We start from the raw sequence: 20,188 nt of genomic DNA on the forward strand, positions 1-20,188 counted from the left end.
CGCAAGCATGAGCGAACCGATCGTCAGTTGGCTCGAGTCACAAGCCGGGCAGTTCATCGACGATCTGCGATACCTCTCGGGAATCGATTCGGGCAGCTACGACAAAGCCGGCATCGACCAGGTGCAAGACTGGTTTCAGGCGCAGCTGACCGATCTCGGGTTCGAGGTACAGCGCCTGGCCGAGGCAACCGCCGGAGATGACATCCTGGCGGTGCGCAACGGTACTGGCACGCGCAAAGTGATGCTGCTCGGTCATGCCGATACCGTCTTTCCCCTGGGAACCGCCGCGGAACGTCCGGTACGCATCGAAGGCGACAAGTTGCTCGGGCCTGGCACGTGTGACATGAAAGCGGGACTGCTCACTGGACTCTATGCCATCCGCGCGCTCGATCATGCCGGCTGGAATGGGCTCGGAGAGTTGAGTTTCTTCATCGTCTCGGCGGAAGAGATCGACGACCGGCATTCCAATCCGCTTTTGGAAAGCCTCGGGCCGCAGATGGACGCGGTGCTCACCCTCGAAGCCGCTCGTGAGAATGGCGATATCGTCACCTCGCGCAAGGCTGGAAAATGGGTCAACGTCGAGGTGTTCGGCAAGTCGGCGCATGCCGGGGTCGAGCCCGACAAAGGCGCGAGCGCCACGTTGGCGCTTGCGCACATCATCGTGAATGCCGTTTCGCTCAACGCGATGGCGCCGGGTGTGACGGTCAATCCGGGCGCGATCTGCGGTGGAAGTCGTCCGAACGTGGTGGCCGACTACGCGAAGGTCGAGTTCGATGTGCGCGCCTGGTCGAACGCCGAGCTGGATGCGGCCATCGAAGCCATCAGCCGGGTGGCAAGTCAGGCGTACGTGCCGGGCACCAGCGTGAAGGTGTCCATCGACGAAAACTCGGGTTGTCCCGCCATGGAGTACACGCAGGGCACGAGCCGCTTGGAAACCGCCGCCATCGGGATTGCCAACGACCTCGGATTCTCATTGAGTGGAGCCGCCACGGGCGGAGGTTCCGATGTGAGCTTCGCCTGCCATGCCGGCACGCCCGGACTGGATGGGCTCGGTCCCGTCGGCGGACTCGACCACAGCCCGGATGAGTACATACTGGTGAGCAGCATCGTTCCCCGCACTGCGCTGCTCGCGAAACTGCTGCAACGCATTGGAGAAGGAGAGGAATTCGACTATGCCGAGCGCACCGGTTGACGCTGACGAGTTGTTGACCCGCCTGCGGGACGACGAGATCGAGAACTTCTGGGTCACGTATCACGACTACAGCGGCGTGGGCGCGGCCAAGACGATTCCGCCGAGCGGTTTCCGCAGCGCCGTGCACGACGGTCTGGTGTTCGCCAAAGCGAACCTGGAGATGGACATCCTCGATCATTTCGCGCCGACCGCGACCTGGCTTGGCGATTCCGGCGATATCCTGGTCGTCCCCGATCCCGGCAGCTATTCCGTTTTGCCACGCTTTCCGAAGACGGCGATTGCCAATGGCTGGATGCGCGCCACCGATGGGTCGGTGTGGGACGGTTGCCCGCGCACGCGATTGCAGAAGGCGGTCGAAGAATTGGCCAATGAAGGCTTTTCCGCCATGGCCGCGCTGGAACCCGAGTTCTATCTCCTCAAACCCGACGAAAACGGCGCATGGTCACCGATCAACAGCACGCGCATGTTTACGGTCGCCGGATTGCAGGAAGCACAGCAGTTCTGCTCAGATGTGGTGGCTGAGCTGGAAGCCATGAACGTGCCGGTGGGGCAGCTGGGCAAGGAGTACGGTCCGGGGCAGTACGAGATGTCGGTCAAGCATGGCACGCCGATGGAAGCCATCGACCGGTATTGGGCGCTCAAGATGACGGTGCGCGATCTCGCGCGCGCCAACGGATGGGTCGCCACCTTCATGCCCAAGGTCTACTCAGAATGGGCCGGCAACAGTCTGCACGTTCATCTCAGTATCTGGGACAAGGATGGTGAGACCGATCTGACGCTCGGGGCAACCGACAACGAAGGTCTTTCGGAGACCGGACGGTGGTTCCTCGGCGGCCTGCTGGCGCATGCTCCCGCGCTTACCGGTCTCGGCTCACCGACCGTCAATAGCTACAAACGTCTCCTTCCCGGCTCCTGGGCCCCCGCGAATGTCTACTGGGGCTATGGCAATCGCTCGGGGGTGGCGCGCATTCCGGGAGTGGGTGACCGGCGGCATATCGAGTACCGCTCGGGCGACAATTCCTGCAACCCGGCGCTCTTCCTCGCAGGACTGCTCGCGGCCGGGTTGGACGGGATTCGCAAGCAGACCGACCCCGGGCCTCCATTTCAGGGTGATGTCGGCGTCATGTCGGTGGAGGAAATGCTGGACGCCGGCCTGACATTCTTGCCACGCACGTTGCCAGAAGCGCTCGATGCGCTGGAAAACGACGAGGTCGTGGCCGGGGCCGTCGGCGAAGAGCTCTTGCCGCACTTCCTTGGCGTGAAGCGGTCGGAGCTGGCCGCGTATGAGCTGCATGTACATCCGTGGGAACGGGCAACATATCTGGAGGTCATCTAGTCGTCATGGTCGATGTCAGTGGTTTGCCGGTTCTCGATGTTCATGCGCATCCGTTCCTGAACAAAGGCGCGGTTTCGGCCGATCAGTTTGCCGATCTCACCTCGTTCGGGACCGGTTTCGGCGGGTCCTCCGGTGGATCGCAGCTCTACATGGAGCAAGGCGGATTCGCATGGACGTCCGAAATGTCGGACGAGTTCCAGCGAACCAAACGGTCGACGCTTTACTTCACCCGCATGATCAATGATCTGGCCAGGTTCCTGGGCACGTCCCCTGATGTCGAATCGGTCCTGAATGAGCGCAATGCACAGGTAGCCGTGGACTATCGCGCCTATACGCAGCGGCTGTGGGCCGATGCTGGGTTGGAGACGGTGGTGTTCGATTTCGGGGTGCCGCTGCCGATGCTCGATATCGACGAGGTCAGCGCCGAGCTGCCGATCGAGGTGGTTCCGATCTACCGCATCGAGCCGTTGATCGCCGACCTACTGAAGCAGGATCTGAGCTGGTCCGAGTTCAAGGACGCATATGACACCGCGCTCTCTGAAGGGCTGAGCTCCGGTCGGTACAAGGGCGTGAAATCGATCATCGCCTATCGTACGGGGCTCGATGTCTCGCCGCTTTCGCGCACACCCGATCAGGGGTACCAGGCGCTCGACGCCATCAAGCGCGGACTCGGTGGTGGCAGCATGAAGAAGCTGCGCGATCATCTGCTCTGCCGGGCAATCGAGCTCTGCATGGAGTACGACGTTCCAATGCAGATTCACACCGGTATGGGCGATGTCGAAGTCAACCTCGTCATGTGCCGTCCGGCTTATCTGATGGAGCTCCTGCGCTTCCCCATCTATCGCGGCTGCCGGGTGTTGCTCGTGCACACAGGCTATCCGTATCATCGCGAAGCCGCGTACATGGCGAATGTGCTTCCCCGGGTCTATCTCGATGTCTCGGAGGGGATTCCCTTCGCATCCTCGGGCGCCTGGGAAATCTACGAGGGCGTCATGGCGATGGCGCCGCTGAACAAGATTTGCTATGGCTCTGACGGGTATCAGGTGCCGGAGATCATGTACACCAGCGCAAAGCTCGGCAAGCAAGCACTCCAGGAAACACTGAACAGCCTGGTGGCCAAGGGGATGATTGCCGAACCGGACGCGCAGCGCGCAGCGGCGGCCATTCTTGCCGACAACGCCCGGGAGCTTTACAAGCTTGTCTGATGCGATCCTGCTGGAGGGGCTGCGCTTCTTCGGCTATCACGGGCTCCATCCGGAGGAACGCACGCTCGGCCAGCGTTTTCTCGTCGACGTGGTGGTGGAGCTCGATCTCCGCGCCGCGGGGCAGCTCGACGAACTCGATGAGACGGTCAACTACAACAGTATCTACTCCGTCGTGCGTGCGATCGTCGAAGGCGAGCCGATGATGCTCGTGGAAGCCGTCGCAGACCGAACCGCGCGATCGATTCTCGAGAGCTTTTCCCGGGTGACGGCGGCCGAGGTCACCGTGCGAAAACCGTCAGCCACGATTCGCGGCGCGCATCTCGATGCCGTCGGCGCGCGCGTTCGCCGCGTACGCGCTCATGTCGACGCGACACAGCCGGTTTCACCCCCGAAGCCGCCCTTCCTCGGCACACGAACCCAGACGTAACCCGGCAGCCACTCCCGCTCAGTCATTTCCCCTGTGTCGAACAACACAGTTCTCTGGTGTCTCACGAAACAGCTATTGAGAAGCCTGCACTCCATGCTGGTTGGTGTCGAACGTGACACCGCGTCAGGAACTGCAGTGCTTGCGTTCCTGAAACATGGAGGAACTTGCAATGAATCGTCGTACGCTCCTGAAGGGCGCTGCCGTTGGCGCAGGAATGATGTTGCCCTCGCTGCCCGCTGTTCATCGAGTTGGTGCCCAGGGTCCGTCTTACGTGGGAGAAGTGATCTATCAGTTCACGGAGTTCACGGGGACTAAGTACAGCTTGACTAGCGATGGCTTCTTCTCGGGCGTTTCTCGCGACGGTGTGATCGCTGGCCGTGATGTCGTCGGAGGAGTGGCAGTACCGGTCACTTGGGATCTGGCGGGTGAACGCACACTCCTGGACACGACAGGTGTTCTCGTCGCCAAGGCAGGAAGCGTTTACGCGGCAACGAATGGATACGTTGCCGGAACTGTCTACGAAACAACTGGCGCCGACGCGCCAGGCATCGGCGTCCTGTGGACCAATGGCGTGCTGTCCAGACTCGTAGATGAGGACGGGCTGGGCGTGAGAGTGAACGTCGTCAACGAACAGGGCACCGTGGCTGGTTCGATGAACTCTTCACCATGCAGATGGGCTGATGGCAGTGTGGAGCGGTTGCCGCTGCCCGAAGGCGCAACCAGTGCGGAGGTGGTCGACCTATCCGACGCTGGCGATGGGTATGTGGTTGCGCGTGGTTCAGAGGGAATCATTGGGAGTCCGAGTATTTGGAGGAGAGACGGGACGCTCGACGAGATTCAGCTGCCAGCGGAGCTGGTAGCCCCCGAGATCGACACGATCGCCTTCATCTCCTTCCCCGGAGTCTTCCCGGACGGTTCCTTTGTGCTTAGGTCAAGTTGGTCGTCAGGGGATGCTCACCCAAGTGGTAGTTGGCTATACGAGGGTGGTGTCCCGACTCCGATTGCCAACAATGGTGGGACCACGATGGCGGCTGTTAACTCGGCGCTGACTGCTGGCAACATGATCGGCAGCATCTACGCTGGCGACGAGCCACGCGAACTCGCCGGTCCTGCGCAGTGGATTGACGGTGTGCCCTATCTCATCGAACCGGCAACCGCCGGGCTGGGTGAATTGGAGATCGACTCACTGACGGGAATGACGGCTGACGGAGCGCTGGTCGGATGGACGGGCCTTGATCTTGATCCTCTCACACCGCCCAGTATCCTGGTGCTTCGACCGACAACATAGGCCGCAATGCTCGTTGGATCAGATTCTTCAGGGGAGCGTGACTGGTCTCCCACGGCAGAAACCAATCCATCCTGAGCAATCCGGGTTGGGGAGGATCGAGAGATCGATTCGGTCCTCCTCGAGCTTGGCTTTGCGCAAGCCGTTGGGGGCGCATTTTTCGTTTGTGCTTTGATCGTTGCGAAGCCTGAGTTTTGCTTGCCTTGTGGCTTGTGGAACTCGCGCGCTGCGCTACTCATTTCGTTCCAGCGGGTGGAGCGCCCGATCTACCAATCCACGTCGATATCGATTGGCCAAATCGGTCTTGCGACATGCTCGAATGGGAGCCGGGAGAGATCGGCCCCGGTGATGCCGGGGCCTTCGACGAGAACGACCTCTGACGCGATTGGCTCGAAGGCGGCGCGGAAGTGACCCTTGCCTTTGAGCGCGATCAGCGAGCGGGTGGTTGGATCGATCCCATGCGCGCGGAAGACATTCAGGTCGATCGGGGTTTCTGCGCGGCTGGTGACCAGCACTTCGACTCCGCCACCGACTACAACGGCGGTCGGACCAAGATCTACCGAGACTCCCGCCATCATCGGACCGTCGTTGACATAGTGGCCGTCCGATAGCAATCGCACAGAGGCGTCGACCTCGATGGGCGTACCGTGCAGCCGGTCGGTTTTCGCGCCCAGCGTGAGGCGGACCGTGTTGCCAACGCCAGCCGCGATGCATGCCTGAACCGACTCAGGATCCCGTATCAGGGCAAGCGCCGCGTTGCTCACATGCTGGTCCAGCAGGAAGCGCAGCAGTTCGACGCTATCGCCTGGTCCGCCGGTCCACGGGTTGTCGCCGATATCGACGAGCACCAGCGGCATCGTGCCCGGCTCCATGGCCTGAATGGCTTCGCTGGCTTCGGCGAAGCTCGCCACGCCGCCGAGGAATTGGTCCTTGATCGTCCATGCGAGATCGGCGATCTCTTCGGCGGCATCGATGGCAAGTTGGGGATCGTCGTCCGCATAGGCGAGCACGCTCAGGCCGGCTTCCTCGACATCGGCTGGGGGGAACCCGCCGGCGACCGTGACCGCGATCATGCCTGGTTTGGCTTCCCATTCGTGCGCCAGGGCAATCAGGTCGCCCATGGGGGAGCGGTCGGTCGTCATGCGCTGGGAGGTTGGGAGCATGGGTGGCTTGACGAGCGCCGCGGCCGGAAGAATCTCTCCCCGGACCAGCTGGACGATGCGCGCGCATGCCTCCTCCGCACGGGCGGCCATGTCGACGTGCGGGTAGGTGTCGTAACCGATCAGCAGCGTGGCGGCGTCTACCATGCGGGGGGAAATGTTGGCGTGCAGGTCGAGCGTGGCGACCAGCGGGCGATCGTTGCCAATCACCTCGCGCACTGCTTCGAGGATCAGCGCATCGGCGTCGCGGTCCAGATCGGACACCATCGCCCCATGCAGGCCGAGCAGAACACCGTCGATTGGTTCGGCAGCCTGGATGCCCTGCGTCAGTTCCGCGACGAGTGTGGCAAGCGCTTCGCCATCGACCATGCCCGAAGGGGTGGCCCAGACGGAGAGGATCGGGACGAGTTCGACATCCGCTCCTTCTGCCCCGGCCAAGGCTCCGCCGAAAAACGAATTGGTGGCGCGTTCTTCGGCGAGAATCTGGTCTCCACGCAGAATGCTGGATGCCTCGAACGCGGCCATGTCGGTGCGCACCGCGCTGAAGGCATTCGTCTCATGCGAGAGTTGCGCGGCCACGATGCGCATCGGTCAACCCAGTTGCGGAATACCCAGGATGGCGCGCGCTTCGCTGGGTGTGGCGACCGGGCGTCCCAGTTCTCCCGCGATGCGGACGAGCCGGGCGACGAGTTGCGCGTTGCTCTGCGCCAGCTCGCCCTTGTGGTACCAGAGATTGTCCTCCAAGCCGGTGCGCACATGGCCGCCCATGGACATGGCGGCGATTCCCAGCGGCAATTGCGACCGGCCAATGCCGCACGCGGACCAGATCGCTCCCGGTGGGAGCATCTGCACCATGTTGACGAGTTGCTGGATGGTTCCCGGTGAACCACCGCGCACTCCGAGCACCATCTGAAACCAATAGGGCGGCTCGATGGCGCTGTCCTGAATGAATCGCAGTCCGTTCGCGACGTGACCCGGCTCGAAGCATTCGATTTCCGGACGCACGCCGAACTCGATCATCGATGCCGCAAGCTTGCCCAGAAAGCTCGGCGAGTTGACGAAAACACCCGCGCCAAAGTTGAGCGAACCGCAATCGAAGGAAGCAATCTCCGGGGAGAGCGTGACGGGTTCGGCTCGTTGCTCATCGGTCGTTTGGCCGGCTCCGCCACCGGTGCTCATATTGATGATGACATCGGAGCCCGCGGCACGAATGAGGTCGCGCGCTTTCGCGTAGCGCGCCGGATCGCACGTGACTTTGCCATGCTCGTTGCGGACGTGCAGGTGGACGATCGCGGCTCCGGCCGCGGCCGCCTCGACCGCAGCTTCGGCAATCTCTTCCTCGGTAACTGGCAGGTTCGGATTCTGCTCTTTGGTTGGCCAGGAACCGGTGAGCGCGGCCGAGATGATGAGCGGCTGGTTGAGGGCGGGAGGATCGAGCGGTGGAAGCATCAGCCGATCGTCCGTCGTGAGGTGATGACACCGGTGTTCATGCCGACCAGATTGAGCCCTCCAAAGAAACGCGCGTGCTCGATCTTGACGCAACGGTTCATGACGACGTCCATGCCAGCCGCTGGCCCGGTCTGCAGCGTCTTCGTTGACGATGCCGAGCTGCATCCAGAAGACCGGAGCGCCGATCTGGATCGCCTCATCGAGCACCGCAGGCACATCTTCGGGTTTCCGGAAGACGTCGACGATATCGACTTTGCGGTCCTTGGGAATATCGAGCAACGAGGCATAGACGGTTTGCCCCAGGATCTCTTGTCCAGCAAACCGCGGATTCACCGGAATGATGTCGTAGCCCTCGGATTGCATGTAGATCGCCGCGAAATGGCTCGGGCGCATGGGATCGGCGGAAAGCCCGACCATGGCGATCGTCCTGGCGTTCTGCAGGAGCCGCAACCGCTCGTATGCGCCCGCGGTGGCGACGTGCGGATTGGCATTGGTATCGATCATCGTGCGGCTCCCACGCTGTTGAGGTTGGCGGCCTGCGACCTGCGCAACGCGCGGTCGAGATCCCAGACGATGTCGTCGGTGTCCTCGATCCCAACCGAGAACCGAATGAGGTCAGGACTGACTCCGGCAGAGATCTGCTGCTCGTCCGTCAATTGCTGGTGGGTGGTGCTCCCTGGGTGGATGATGAGCGATTTGGCGTCCCCAACATTCGCCAGATGCGAGATGAGCGTCAGCGATTCGATGAAACGGGCTCCGGCGGCGCGTCCGCCTTCGATGCCAAAGGTCATCATCCCGCCACATCCCTTTGGGAGGTACTTCTCTGCGAGCGCGCGATACGGGCTATCTGGCAACCCTGGGTAGCTGACCCAATTGACCAACGGATGCTCTTGCAGCCAGGCGGCCACGACTTCGGCATTGCGAGAATGGCGTTCCATGCGCAACGGGAGGGTCTCCAGTCCCTGCAGGAACATCCAGGAGTTGAATGGACTGAGCGCGGGTCCGAGATCGCGCAAGTTCTCGACTCGGGCTTTCATGAGGTAGCCGTACTCGCCGAACGTCTCGGCGAACATGATGCCGTGGTAGCCGGGTGACGGTTCGGTCATACCGGGGAAGTTGCCATTGCTCCAGGGGAAGCGGCCTGACTCCACGATGACCCCGCCAATCGAGGTTCCGTGGCCACCGATGTACTTGGTGGCGGAATGGACCACGATATCGGCGCCATGATCGAGTGGCCGGCAGAGCGCGGGACTGGCAAAGGTGTTGTCGATGATGAGCGGCAACCCGAATTCATGCGCGATTTCGGCCACCGCGCTGATATCGAACACGTCGATGCGTGGATTGCCGATGGTCTCCCCATAGAGCGCCTTCGTCTTTGGCGTGATTGCCTTGCGGAAGTTCTCCGGGTCGGACGGATCGACAAAAACGACATCGATTCCCCAATGGCGCAGGGTGATATCGAACTGGGTGTAGGTGCCGCCGTAGAGCGCCGACGATGAGACCACCTGGTCACCGGGCGCGAGGATGGTCGTCAGGGCGGTGAACTGGGCCGCCTGACCGGACGCGACCGCAAGCGCGCCGACTCCGCCTTCCAGCGCCGCGACGCGTTCTTCGAACGCGGCTGTGGTCGGATTCATGATTCGGCTGTAGATATTGCCAAACCGCTGTAAAGCGAAGAGCTCCGCGGCGTGATCGGTGTCCTCGAAAACGTACGATGTCGTCTGATAGAGCGGCATGGCGCGCGCGCCGGTGGTGGGGTCGGGCCGTTGGCCGGCATGCACCGCCAGGGTGTCGAACCCAAAGATGTGGTCGTCCTCGGTGCGGGCTTCGTGCGCGGCATTGGCCGGATTGGATACGCGGCCATTGCTGGAGGGATGGGTCTGGTCCACGGTGATCATCCTGCGAAAGCCGTCAGAGCGCGGCGTCGTACAGCAGTTGCTATTGTGCACGACAGCGACAAGCGCGGTAGAGACGACGTCATGGTCCCAGGCTCGAATCTCTTCGCCCGGACGGGCTCGACATTGACCGGAGGGGCGCCAGATTGGTACTATTCGGTCCGCTCAATTTTGGGACCGTGGCGCGTTCGTCTAGCGGCCCAGGACACCGCCCTCTCAAGGCGGAGATCACGGGTTCGAATCCCGTACGCGCTACCAGACGTCAGCCCGGTTCCGCTCGGAACCGGGCTTTTGCGTTCGCAACGCCCCGTTCCCGAGCCAACGACCGCACGGAAGCGACATCGCCGCCGGCCAAGCATCGGCCTCCTCTTCGTGCGTGCTCGATTGGCTTTCCCGTTCGAGTCAAGACTCGATGTTGGATGGGATCAGACGCGTTAGCTGGGCAACTTGGGGCCAGTAGCGTTGCCGCAGTGCATCGAACTGCTCCCAGGCCTGATCCAGATCCGTCGCCACCGCAATTCCAGCCGCGGAGAGTTCCTGCGCGCAGGAGTCGAACTGGAGGCGATCGATGGCCGGGCGTTCCTTGTGCATGCGGAGCGAAATGACGCGATGCCGATAGTGCTTGGCGAGATGAGCGAATGCGATCGAGCCCAATGCGAGGCAACTCGCTGCCTTGTCATCGGGATCTCCTGCAACCAGCGAGTTCCGAAGCGCTGCCGCATCGAGCACCATCGGGCTATCCGCTGACCAGTGGTGGCTCATGTTCGGAGCAAAGAGGAGCAGGTATCCGTCGACCGAGTGATAGGTGCGTTCCAGGTCCTTGAACTCGTCGATCCACAACGACCAAATGGCATCGAGTGAATCGAGACCGCCGGCACGCATCGACGACACGAGCAAGTCAGCGCCGTTCTCGTTGCCAGCCAGAAGCTCGTCTCCCTTGTCGAGCCGGTCTCGGTGCTTGGAATAGGCGGAGAAGACCGAGACCATGTACGCCACCAGGAGAGCGACGAATGTGGGCCCTGTAAACGCTTCGATGCCGCCGATGGTGGCTTCCAGAAGCGTCTTCGGTTCCCCTGCAATGCCAAGCGTTGACATAGAGGAGACGCTGTTCTCATATGCGGTCGAAATCGAGTTCTCCGTCACACCGTACAGCAGCAGCGTGTATCCCAGCGTTGCGAGAACGATCGACCAAGCGAGGATTGCCAGCAGCGACACGGGAATGTAGAGCGACCAAAGCTCGTGGCGCTTGTTCGGATCCGACATCAAGTTGCCAGTGAAATGAAGAGCGTTGCGGCAGGTGCGAACGATGAGCCGCGCGAAATAGGGTGGGTCGGCGCCTTTCACCATCATGATCCGGGCAGCCCAATAGAAGGACACTACGACGATCAGCAGGCCAACAACTGCCAACGCAATCCTGGTGATATCCATCGAGACGCGCTCCGGATTTGGTCAGGCTTTTCTTAGGTTTGGAGCAGGAACGCCGAACAACATCCGCCGAGCCGCGTCCCAGGCGATGGTCCGGGCTCGCTCGACGGCATATGCGCTGACGCCCAATATGCGCACTGAGGCGCCGGCATCGTTGGGCAATGTGCTCACCCCGCTGATGGTTGACTCGTGCTCGTCCAGTGCGTTGCGTAAGGCATTGACCAGCGCGGCACCGGGGATCTTGCGGGTGAAGATGTAGAGCACACCGACTGCGTCCATCTCGCCGAGGACGGCCGGACTCTTGGGCGAACATCGGGATGGCTCCAGCTTGATCGTGTCGGCTACCAGCAGTTTGCCGTGCAAATCGGTAACCTCCAGTTGGGAAAGAAAGAGCGCGTACTGATGTTGCTCATCGTTATGGGCCGTCCGCCCGGGCGCCAGAATGTCACCGACGATGACTGTTGCTGAGGGCTCGACACGTATGGCCATGTGCTGAAAGAACCGCGCGTCACGATAGGGAATCATGGTGTCGGGCAAGAATTCGAGGAAACTCCCGGCCTCGGCGGTGATGCCCACGAATTGAGTGACGAAATTCTCTTCGCACTTGTAAAGCTTGCCATGCGATTGGGTTGTGATATGCGCCGCGGCTCCTGGCTTGCAGTGGATGTCGATCCGGTAGCGATCGCCTTGCAACATGCCGCCGCCGTTTTGCAAGAGCATGGCGAAAGGCATATCCGGCCGATGCGGATCGAGATAGATCGGCTGAAACATCTGGAGCGGCGGATGATAGCTATACCGGGACCGGACGGTGCGCTCACCGCGGCGCTCGAACTCGAGATCCATCAGTCCGCGTTTGCCATGCCCTCCCGCGCCGGCGCCGTAGACCACCGTGTCGTACTGGGCGAACTCGCGCGGTACCGGAACTGGCAAGAAGTACCGGGGATCGTCCCGGGTCAGGCTATTGTTTGTATCCGTCATGGAACTGATTCGATCCCCACTCGACTGCGTCAAGCGTGCGAATGAGCGTGTTCGTGCGTGTGATGATGGTCGTGCTCGTGGCTGTGGTCATGCGGTGGCAGCGCATCCAACAACTGGCGGACTTCTTCAGAACGGCCGCTCTTGCTGGTCTCGACAATGAAGGCCAGCACCTCGTCCAGACCATCGCCAGTCAGGCTGTTGGTCATCACCCATGGTTGACCATCAGGGCGGGCGGCTTCCGCTCCAGAGCGCATCACATCGAGGTTCACACGGACGTAGGGTGCCAAGTCGACCTTGTTGATGACGAGCAGATCGGAGTGGGTGATCCCCGGGCCTTTCTTGCGGGGGATATCGTCGCCTTCCGCAACGTCGATGACGAAGATATACGCATCGACAAGGGTTGGGCTGAACGTGAGTGTGAGGTTGTCGCCGCCGCTTTCGAGAAAGAGGAGGTCGGCGTCAGGGAACTTTTCGATCAACTCATCCATGGCGGCAATATTTGCCGTCGGATCGTCGCGCACGGCGGTATGCGGGCAAGAACCTGTTTCGACGCCCACCACCCGGTCAGCCGAGAGGATGCCATCGAGCGCCGAGCGCACATGCTCGGCGTCGAGTTGGGTGTAGATATCGTTGGTAACGACAACCGGGCTGAATCCGCGTTCGATCACCATGGGAACAAGGGCTTCGATGAGCGCGGTCTTGCCCGAGCCGACCGGCCCTCCCACTCCAACTTTGAAGACGGTGCGTTCCGTGCTGTCAGTCATCGTGTGTACAGAATCCTTTCCTGGGTTCAAGAAGAGAAGAGGCGTAGTTCGGCCGTTTCGTGCCGCATCGACATGAGCTCGACAAACGGCGCCGATCCACCGAGCTCATGCAGCGATCGGTCGAGCGCATCGGCCGTCGCGGACTCGATGACAGGTTGCAAGAGCAGCAGGATGCGCTGGGCATTGCGATGATCGATGACCGACATGCGCACGGTGGCGCTGACGCAACTGGCGGCGAACGAATAGAGTTCGCCAGCGACCGCCTCCGGAATCGGAACTCCGAGCGTCGTCTTCAGCAACGCGAGCGCAATCACCTGATTCCCGGGAGCACGCCGCTCGTTGACGAGTTCCAAGTAGTCTCTGGCGAGTTCACTGTCGAATACATCCCGCGAGATTCCCAGCAACTGCCGGCCAAGGCGCGTGGATGTCTCGCGAGGTTCCCGGCAGATCTTCATAGCGGTCAAGCGATGATCGATCCTGGCAACTTCGTCCATTTGGCCATCACGCGCCGCGCGCATCGCCAATGCCATGCCCGCGGCGTCGGTCGGACCGACACTTGCCCGAAGCAGCTCGGCAACCGTACTGGCCAGAGTTGCCGGTGTCAGCAGACCGGCCTGCGCGAATGTCTCGAGCCCGTGAGATAGCGTGAAGAGCCCGCTCGGGAAAAAGGAGTCGGCCAGTTGCATGCTGCTGAGCGCCGCCCTGAGATTGGGAGGATGCCCGGCATCGCGGTGCGAACTGCCGTTTGGCGAACGTTGGTTCCCCGGAATCATCGATCTATGTCCCAAGACGAACGAGCGTGAGCCCAAGGAATGGGCCCACGCTCGGGACGCCCGCGAGCTAAACGAGATAGTAGAGTTGCGTCAACGGTAGTGCTTCCGCAGGATCGATGTGCGCATGCACGCCGTCTACGGTGACCTTGAACGTCTCGGGATCGACTTCGATCTCCGGTGTCTTGTCGTTGTAGCGCAAATCGTACTTGGAAACGTTACGGCAGCCCTTCACAGCCACACATTGGGATTGCAGGCCCAGTCGTTCCGGCACACCGGCGTCGAGCGATGCCTGAGTCATGAAGTTCACGCGGCCAAGCTGATTCGCCAGGCCAAACGCGCCGAACATCGGGCGGTAGTAGATCGGCTGCGGCGTCGGCAGCGACGCATTGGGATCGCCCATCTGCGCCCATGAGACGAGTCCACCTTTGACGACCAGTCGCGGCTTGGCTGCAAACGACCAGAGTGGCCAGACGACCAGGTCGGCCAGCTTGCCGACTTCGATCGACCCGACGGTGTGGGCGATGCCATGGGTGATGGCGGGATTGATCGTGACCTTCGAGAGGTAGCGCAAGACACGGAAGTTGTCGTTTCCGGACGCGTCTTCCGGCAACGGCCCGCGCCGCTCCTTGCCAAGATGGGCCATTTGGAAGGCGCGAGTGAAGTTCTCGCCGCAGCGGCCCATAGCTTGCGAGTCGGCAGAGATCATCGAGATGATGCCCATATCGTGGAAAACGGTCTCGGCCGAGATCGTCTCGGCGCGCACGCGACTTTCAGCGAACGAGACATCTTCCGGGACCTTCGGGTTGAGATGGTGGCAGACCATCACCATGTCGAGCAGCTCGGCCACGGAGTTCACCGTATAGGGCAAGGTTGGATTGGTCGAGGATGGCAACGCCCAGGGTTGGCCGGCGATCTTGATGATGTCTGGAGCGTGGCCTCCGCCAGCACCCTCTGTGTGATAGGTGTGGATGGTGCGGCCGTCGATGGCGCTCATCGTGTCTTCCACAAACCCGGCCTCATTTAGTGAGTCGGTGTGGATGCACACTTGCGCGTCGTATTGCTCCGCGACGCTGAGCGCGCAGTCGATCACAGCCGCCGTTGTGCCATGGTCCTCGTGCACCTTCAGACCGCAGACACCGGCTTCGATCTGTTCAACCAGAGTTTCTGGCAGCGAGCTGTTGCCTTTGCCGAGGAGCCCGACATTGACCGGTATACCCTCGTAGGCCGCCAGCATGCGCTGAATGTTCCATGGACCCGGAGTGCAGGTCGTTCCGTTCGTGCCATCGGTCGGGCCGACGCCACCGCCGATATGGGTGGTGATCCCGTTCGACAGTGCCGAGAACGCCTGCTGGGGTGAGATCATGTGGATATGGCTGTCGATTCCGGCGGCGGTGACGATCTGTCCTTCCGCGGAGATCACTTCTGTGTTAGCGGAGGTGACGAGATCGGGATGGACTCCCGCCATCACGTCCGGATTGCCGGATTTTCCGATACCGGCGATGAGTCCGTTGCGGATGCCAATGTCGGCTTTCACGACGCCCTGCACTGGGTCGATGATGATCGCATTGGTGATCACCAGATCGAGCGCGCCGGACGCGTGCGTTGCACCGGATTTGAGGCCCATGCCGTCGCGTGCGGATTTTCCGCCGCCGTATTGGTTTTCGTCACCGTAGACCGTGAAATCCTTTTCGATTTCGATGATCAGATTGGTGTCTGCGAGTTGAACCTTGTCGCCCGTGGTCGGGCCGTACATGTCCGCATACTGGCTACGAGGAATCGAAACCATCAGTTGCTTCCTTTCTTCGTCTTGCCAGCGGCCTTCTTTGCGGCGGCGGCGGCGGCTTTGGCCTCCGATTCCATCTGCGATTCTGGCGCGGAGCGGAAGTCGAGCGAGTTCGCCTTGTCGATTGCGAGCTTGACATCCCATTTGCCAGTCGTGCTGCCCATCGTCAGGCCGTTGAACCCGATGGCGCGCTTCATTCCGGAGTATTCGACAAGTTCGACCACGCGCTCCTGGCCCGGTTCGAAGCGGACCGACGTTCCGGCAGGGATATTGAGATGCATGCCCATCGCCTGCGGACGGTCGAACTCGAGCGCGCGATTCACTTCGAAGAAGTGAAAGTGCGAGCCGATTTGCGCGGCCCGGTCTCCGGTGTTCTTTACCGTGAGCCTGACCGTTCGCCGTCCAGCATTGATCTCGATATCGCCGTCAGCGAAGAAAATTTGTCCAGGAATGGTTCCCATCTGCCTACCTCGCTTTCGTCAGGCTATTGGCGTATGGCACGACACCAGTTTCGTGCCGTCCGGGAAGGTGGCCTCTACCTGGATCAGAGGAATGAGCTCAGGCACTCCTGCCATCACCTGATCGCGGCTGAGCACCTTGGTGCCAATCTCCATGCAGTCAGTCACGCTCTTTCCGTCGCGCGCGCCCTCGAGAATCGCTTCCGTGACAAGGGCAACCGCCTCGGAGTAGTTCAGCTTGGTCCCGCGTGCCATGCGTTTGCGTGCGAGGTCGGCGACTTGATAGACGATGAGTTTGTCGATCTCTCGAGGTGCGAGATTCACGAGCGTCTCCTTTCGCGTGGCTTTCTACGAAAGCGATAGTGGTATCGCGCCTGATTCTGAAGCTCCATGTCGCGTGATGTTTGCTAACCTTTCTTTTTGGCCCACCAATGGACTCGGCGATAGAGATTGATTTCCCCTTCGGGCGTGGACGCGTCCGCCGGTGCGACTGCTCGCAGCCGATGCAAGAACGGTTTGGCGGCAATGAATCCGTATGTCGTGAGAACGAACGGGGCAGTGTAGATATGCGCTCCGTACGGCGCGGTGAACGCGGTCAGCGCGATTGCAACCACGACGGAGACAATCACCGCAATAGCCGCGACGATGATCGAACTCGCGTCCAATTCATAAAAGAGCCCGGCCAAGGCGATCATGGTCAATACGCCGTTGTACCCCATCAATCCAAGTGCAAGGGAGTTCTGATCGACGCCAAGGAACCATCCGGCTGAAAGCCCGATCAGGCTGCCCAGCAGGGCCATGGCCGTGTCGATCTGACTCGAGAGAAAGATTCCGATGAGGAAGATGATGCCGACCCAGATACTGTTCTGAAAGAAGACTTCGGAGACGCCTTTGAAGAGCCCTTCATAGAAGTTGGTGAAATTGAGCGATGCGCGGCCGCTTTCCATCAGGGTGGGCAACGCAGGCGCTTGAGAGTTTGGGCCGGCTTCGACCTGGGAAAAGCCATAGATTCCGAGTGCGAAGAGCCAGATCGTGACCACGAATGGTCCGGTCAGGGCTGGAATCTGCCAGGTTCCGAGCAGGTTGCCGATCGCCGCCGAAGCAATGCACGCCGCAAATGCGCCGAGAAGGACATACGGTACGAGCATCCAACTGTCGTCCAAATAGAAGGCGAGCGCGACGCCGACAAGAACGCCGTTATATCCGTAAAGTCCAGCGCCAATAGCATCCTGCGGCACACCAAGCCAATAGGCTGTTCCGGTGCTTACGACGCATGCAAACAGCGCGTAGAAACCAAACTCCCAACCGCCGACAAAGAGGCCGGCCAGGAAGAACAGTCCCGTAATCGGGCTGTTCTGGAACATGACTTGCCCGAAGCCGCGCAGGACGGCATCGACAAATCGGAGGATCGGGTTGGCTGAAGCTACCGATTCCCAGCGCTCCATTGGCGATCGAGATGCACTCAACGTTGCCTGCCTCCTATGTCGTGAGTCGATCTTGATGCACAGTCTTGTGGAAGATGGTTGCCGTCAAAGGGAATGCGCTTGGCGGGAGGGGGCAGGATACGAGATCGTGCCACAATCCCGTAGTCATTCTAGGAATCGGTCGTGATGAAGGAAATACAACCTTCGGTGCAATTCAGCTGAGAATAGTGTCGTCGTGTTGCGTGAGGTATGCTGCGCGATCCGTGCGCAATGCGCAGATAGATCAGGCGACGGTGGGAAACCGAGACCTGTGATTGCCGGGAACGGGCGAACACAGCGCGGCCAGGGAGAATCATGACGGTATCACCAGGAAACCTCGAGCTCTTGGGCTATCCGGCCGGATCCCGGTTGCTCATCGTCAATGCCGACGACTTTGGCATGTGCCACTCGATCAATGTCGCGACAGTCGAGGCGATGCGCAACGGAATCGTGACCACCACGAGTCTGATGGCGTGTTGCCCCTGGGCCTGGGAGGCGATGGAGATGCTCCGGGACGATCCGTCCCTCTCGTTCGGGGTGCATCTCACCCTCGTCAACGAGATGCCGGGGTACCGCTGGGGCCCGGTGGCAGCGAAGGACTCGGTGCCGTCGCTGGTCAATCGGCACGGGTTCTTCTTCTCGCATCCTGAGATTCCCGTGCTGTACGAGCAGGCCGAGCTGGACGAAGTCGAGCGCGAGTTTCGCGCGCAGATTGGGCGGGTGCTCGATTTTGGCCTAACGCCGACCCACCTCGACTGGCATTGCGTGCTCGACGGCGGGCGCCCGGACATTCTCCAACTGACACTGCGCCTCTGCGAGGAGTTTGGGTTGGCAATGCGGGTGAGCGTTCCGAAGCTACGCGACGAGCTGATTGCCGCCGGGAAACCAGCGAACGACACTCCGGTCATCGATGGCTACAGCCTCCCGCTCGAAGAAAAGAATGCTATCTGGGCTCAGAAGCTGCGCGAGCTTCCACCAGGGTTTCACCAATGGGCGGCGCATGTGAGCACTGGAGACGCGGAAGCGCAGGCGATGGAGCCGAACGCATGGCGCGTGCGCAAGACCGACTTCGATTTCTTCACGTCGGCGAACGCAAAGGCGCTCGTCGAGGAGCATGGAATCGTGCTGGTCGATTATCGTGCCGTGCAGAGACTCTGGGCGTCTTGATCGACAAAGAGAAGACATTGCCAAAGAAATGTGGAATGCTTACCCTCGCGAGGAGATGTGTTGCCTCGCAAGGGAGTTGCACGTAATGGAGGAATTCATGTCGAGAATTCGGCTCTTGTTCGCTATGGTGATGATGGCATCGTCGTTACTCGTGCTGGGAGGACGTGGGGTCGAGGCTCAGCGACCAACTGAGATCGTTGTTCCGACAGCAACTGCCGAGGGCTGCGATCAGGTTCCGGCGTATCTCGAAGCACGAACGAAAATCATGAACGAGTTCCTGGTCGACCTGGAGGCGGTCTTCCCGCAGGTGGCCACGCCGATCATGGAACATGGGGATCAGCTCTTCGACGCGATCGTGGTGATGACCCCTGAGCAAGCAGTCGGGCTTGCAAAGGCATACGACACCGTTGCCGACAAGATCGAGAAACTCGAGACGCCCCCGGTCGCGACGTTCTACAACGACCTGCAGGTCGAGCTCTATCGATTGTCGGCTGACGTCTTCGAGGAAGCAGGGAAGACCGACCTGTCGACCGCGGGAGAGAAGTTCAACGATCAGTTGGTCGCGATCGGTGAGGCCGTCGATGCGGCCGGTGACGCGGCGACTGGCGTTTGCCCGGCGTTTGCGGACGTGGTGACCCTCGACAAGACCCAGGCCTCCCTGTAGCGCAACGTCCTGAATCTGGAACGCCAGAACGCCCCGGCCATGTGGCCGGGGCGTTCTCGATCGATCGGATGGAGGCCCGGATTAGAAACTGAACGGGCTGCCGCTGTTCGGCGAACCGTACTTGTTGTCGCCCTCGGTGCCCTTCCAGACGATGAGATAGATCCAGAAGACGAGGTTGACGAGCGGAACGATCGTCAGCAGGTAGAGCCAGCCGGTCTTGTCAAGATCATGGAGCCGCTTGATCCCCATGAAGATACCGGCGATACCGGCAATGATCGAGAGGATCGTGTATGTGATCGAGGTGCCATCGTCGTCGTAAACGCCGAGGATCCAGCCGATGATACCGAGGATGATCCAGATCCCGGCGATCCAAATGATCCAGTCCCTGCGCCCGATGCGGCCGTCCGCGGTGAAGATCTTGCCGAAGTCCATTGAACCGTCCCTTCTCTCCCAGGATAGCGAACCGATGTGACGTTGCGAAAACCATCTGAAACTCGATGCTGCGCAAGACACGGGAATCTGGCAGCGTCGTACGGGTCAATCCGTCAGCTCCGTCAGCCCTCGGCTTTCTAGCGCTTCCTGCCGTAAGCGGATCGCGTTGGGTCCCACGCCGTGAAGCGCAAGCAACTGGGACCGGTCGGCGCCCGCCAGAATCTCGCGGGGACTGTTTCCCCCCGGTGCGAACGCATGCCTGGTTGGCCGCCCGATTCCCGGAACGAAGAGTCCGCTCCGGCGATCGTCTTTGGCCAATGTTCAGCGTGCCT

General features: G+C 61.0%; 19 protein-coding genes and 1 tRNA gene. 8 read left to right on the forward strand and 12 right to left on the reverse strand.

Annotation, left to right across the window (positions count from 1 at the left end):
• Positions 1-7 precede the first annotated feature (7 nt).
• The 5 genes from R2855_02095 (at position 8) to R2855_02115 (ending at position 5,448) form a co-directional block, all read left to right on the forward strand.
• Positions 8-1,192, forward strand: a complete 1,185-nt coding sequence (locus R2855_02095) for a M20 family metallopeptidase (GenBank protein ID MEZ4529797.1) — start codon at positions 8-10, stop codon at positions 1,190-1,192.
• The gene (locus R2855_02100; GenBank protein ID MEZ4529798.1) at positions 1,173-2,528 is read left to right on the forward strand and encodes a glutamine synthetase family protein; all 1,356 of its coding nucleotides are present in this window, start codon (positions 1,173-1,175) and stop codon (positions 2,526-2,528) included. Before R2855_02095 ends, R2855_02100 begins: the two co-directional genes overlap by 20 nt.
• Before the next feature lie 5 nt (positions 2,529-2,533).
• The gene (locus R2855_02105; GenBank protein MEZ4529799.1) at positions 2,534-3,733 is read left to right on the forward strand and encodes an amidohydrolase family protein; all 1,200 of its coding nucleotides are present in this window, start codon (positions 2,534-2,536) and stop codon (positions 3,731-3,733) included.
• Positions 3,726-4,160 carry a dihydroneopterin aldolase gene (gene folB, locus R2855_02110; protein ID MEZ4529800.1) on the forward strand — a complete coding sequence of 145 codons (435 nt, stop codon included), beginning with the start codon at positions 3,726-3,728 and terminating at the stop codon, positions 4,158-4,160. The genes R2855_02105 and folB overlap by 8 nt, the downstream gene beginning before the upstream one ends.
• 169 nt (positions 4,161-4,329) lie before the next feature.
• Positions 4,330-5,448, forward strand: coding sequence for a hypothetical protein (locus R2855_02115; protein ID MEZ4529801.1), 1,119 nt, complete (start codon positions 4,330-4,332; stop codon positions 5,446-5,448).
• A 263-nt stretch (positions 5,449-5,711) separates the two neighbouring features.
• On the opposite strand, the gene R2855_02120 is transcribed toward R2855_02115, so the two are convergent.
• The 3 genes from R2855_02120 to R2855_02130 are packed head-to-tail and all read right to left on the reverse strand — an operon-like array spanning position 5,712 to position 9,943.
• Complete coding sequence (locus R2855_02120; protein ID MEZ4529802.1) at positions 5,712-7,193, reverse strand: M81 family metallopeptidase; 1,482 nt, start codon at positions 7,191-7,193, stop codon at positions 5,712-5,714.
• Positions 7,194-7,196: 3 nt separating this feature from the next.
• Entirely contained in the window at positions 7,197-8,558 is a 1,362-nt protein-coding gene (locus R2855_02125) for a 3-keto-5-aminohexanoate cleavage protein (GenBank protein MEZ4529803.1), read from the reverse strand.
• On the reverse strand, positions 8,555-9,943 hold the full coding sequence (locus tag R2855_02130) for an O-acetylhomoserine aminocarboxypropyltransferase/cysteine synthase family protein (GenBank protein MEZ4529804.1): 1,389 nt from the start codon (positions 9,941-9,943) through the stop codon (positions 8,555-8,557). Before R2855_02130 ends, R2855_02125 begins: the two co-directional genes overlap by 4 nt.
• Before the next feature lie 187 nt (positions 9,944-10,130).
• Between R2855_02130 and R2855_02135 the strand changes: the two genes are divergently transcribed.
• Positions 10,131-10,207, forward strand: a tRNA-Glu gene (locus R2855_02135).
• A 144-nt stretch (positions 10,208-10,351) separates the two neighbouring features.
• Here R2855_02135 and R2855_02140 read toward each other — a convergent pair.
• From R2855_02140 to R2855_02175, 8 genes are all read right to left on the reverse strand, one after another.
• Complete coding sequence (locus R2855_02140; GenBank protein MEZ4529805.1) at positions 10,352-11,377, reverse strand: hypothetical protein; 1,026 nt, start codon at positions 11,375-11,377, stop codon at positions 10,352-10,354.
• Positions 11,378-11,398: 21 nt separating this feature from the next.
• Complete coding sequence (locus R2855_02145) at positions 11,399-12,352, reverse strand: urease accessory protein UreD (GenBank protein ID MEZ4529806.1); 954 nt, start codon at positions 12,350-12,352, stop codon at positions 11,399-11,401.
• Between the two features lie 29 nt (positions 12,353-12,381).
• Positions 12,382-13,116 (reverse strand): urease accessory protein UreG, encoded by a 735-nt coding sequence (ureG, locus tag R2855_02150; GenBank protein ID MEZ4529807.1) that lies wholly within the window; start codon positions 13,114-13,116, stop codon positions 12,382-12,384.
• Positions 13,117-13,142: 26 nt separating this feature from the next.
• Positions 13,143-13,802, reverse strand: a complete 660-nt coding sequence (locus R2855_02155; GenBank protein ID MEZ4529808.1) for an urease accessory UreF family protein — start codon at positions 13,800-13,802, stop codon at positions 13,143-13,145.
• 154 nt (positions 13,803-13,956) lie between these two features.
• Positions 13,957-15,675 (reverse strand): urease subunit alpha, encoded by a 1,719-nt coding sequence (gene ureC / locus R2855_02160; protein MEZ4529809.1) that lies wholly within the window; start codon positions 15,673-15,675, stop codon positions 13,957-13,959.
• Positions 15,675-16,133: an urease subunit beta gene (locus R2855_02165; GenBank protein MEZ4529810.1), complete on the reverse strand. Its 459-nt coding sequence runs from the start codon at positions 16,131-16,133 to the stop codon at positions 15,675-15,677. The genes ureC and R2855_02165 overlap by 1 nt, the downstream gene beginning before the upstream one ends.
• Before the next feature lie 18 nt (positions 16,134-16,151).
• On the reverse strand, positions 16,152-16,454 hold the full coding sequence (locus R2855_02170) for an urease subunit gamma (protein MEZ4529811.1): 303 nt from the start codon (positions 16,452-16,454) through the stop codon (positions 16,152-16,154).
• Positions 16,455-16,537: 83 nt separating this feature from the next.
• Complete coding sequence (locus R2855_02175; protein ID MEZ4529812.1) at positions 16,538-17,596, reverse strand: urea transporter; 1,059 nt, start codon at positions 17,594-17,596, stop codon at positions 16,538-16,540.
• Positions 17,597-17,908: 312 nt separating this feature from the next.
• On the opposite strand from R2855_02175, the gene R2855_02180 reads away from it, so the two are divergent.
• Positions 17,909-18,760 carry a polysaccharide deacetylase family protein gene (locus R2855_02180; GenBank protein ID MEZ4529813.1) on the forward strand — a complete coding sequence of 284 codons (852 nt, stop codon included), beginning with the start codon at positions 17,909-17,911 and terminating at the stop codon, positions 18,758-18,760.
• Between the two features lie 97 nt (positions 18,761-18,857).
• Positions 18,858-19,424, forward strand: coding sequence for a hypothetical protein (locus R2855_02185; GenBank protein MEZ4529814.1), 567 nt, complete (start codon positions 18,858-18,860; stop codon positions 19,422-19,424).
• 81 nt (positions 19,425-19,505) lie between these two features.
• Here R2855_02185 and R2855_02190 read toward each other — a convergent pair whose 3' ends face one another.
• Entirely contained in the window at positions 19,506-19,856 is a 351-nt protein-coding gene (locus tag R2855_02190; GenBank protein MEZ4529815.1) for a DUF805 domain-containing protein, read from the reverse strand.
• Positions 19,857-20,188 lie beyond the last annotated feature (332 nt).

This window comes from Thermomicrobiales bacterium, assembly GCA_041390825.1.
Classification (GTDB): domain Bacteria; phylum Chloroflexota; class Chloroflexia; order Thermomicrobiales; family UBA6265; genus JAMLHN01.

Coding starts and splice junctions, on each gene's coding strand:
- R2855_02095 (MEZ4529797.1), top strand. CDS start 8: ATGAGCGAACCGATCGTCAGTTGGCTCGAGTCACAAGCCGGGCAGTTC.
- ureC (MEZ4529809.1), bottom strand. CDS start 15,675: ATGGTTTCGATTCCTCGTAGCCAGTATGCGGACATGTACGGCCCGACC.
- R2855_02180 (MEZ4529813.1), top strand. CDS start 17,909: ATGACGGTATCACCAGGAAACCTCGAGCTCTTGGGCTATCCGGCCGGA.
- R2855_02190 (MEZ4529815.1), bottom strand. CDS start 19,856: ATGGACTTCGGCAAGATCTTCACCGCGGACGGCCGCATCGGGCGCAGG.
- R2855_02125 (MEZ4529803.1), bottom strand. CDS start 8,558: ATGATCGATACCAATGCCAATCCGCACGTCGCCACCGCGGGCGCATAC.
- R2855_02115 (MEZ4529801.1), top strand. CDS start 4,330: ATGAATCGTCGTACGCTCCTGAAGGGCGCTGCCGTTGGCGCAGGAATG.
- ureG (MEZ4529807.1), bottom strand. CDS start 13,116: ATGACTGACAGCACGGAACGCACCGTCTTCAAAGTTGGAGTGGGAGGG.
- R2855_02165 (MEZ4529810.1), bottom strand. CDS start 16,133: ATGGGAACCATTCCTGGACAAATTTTCTTCGCTGACGGCGATATCGAG.
- R2855_02155 (MEZ4529808.1), bottom strand. CDS start 13,802: ATGCAACTGGCCGACTCCTTTTTCCCGAGCGGGCTCTTCACGCTATCT.
- R2855_02105 (MEZ4529799.1), top strand. CDS start 2,534: ATGGTCGATGTCAGTGGTTTGCCGGTTCTCGATGTTCATGCGCATCCG.
- R2855_02100 (MEZ4529798.1), top strand. CDS start 1,173: ATGCCGAGCGCACCGGTTGACGCTGACGAGTTGTTGACCCGCCTGCGG.
- R2855_02120 (MEZ4529802.1), bottom strand. CDS start 7,193: ATGCGCATCGTGGCCGCGCAACTCTCGCATGAGACGAATGCCTTCAGC.
- R2855_02145 (MEZ4529806.1), bottom strand. CDS start 12,352: ATGACGGATACAAACAATAGCCTGACCCGGGACGATCCCCGGTACTTC.
- R2855_02140 (MEZ4529805.1), bottom strand. CDS start 11,377: ATGGATATCACCAGGATTGCGTTGGCAGTTGTTGGCCTGCTGATCGTC.
- R2855_02185 (MEZ4529814.1), top strand. CDS start 18,858: ATGTCGAGAATTCGGCTCTTGTTCGCTATGGTGATGATGGCATCGTCG.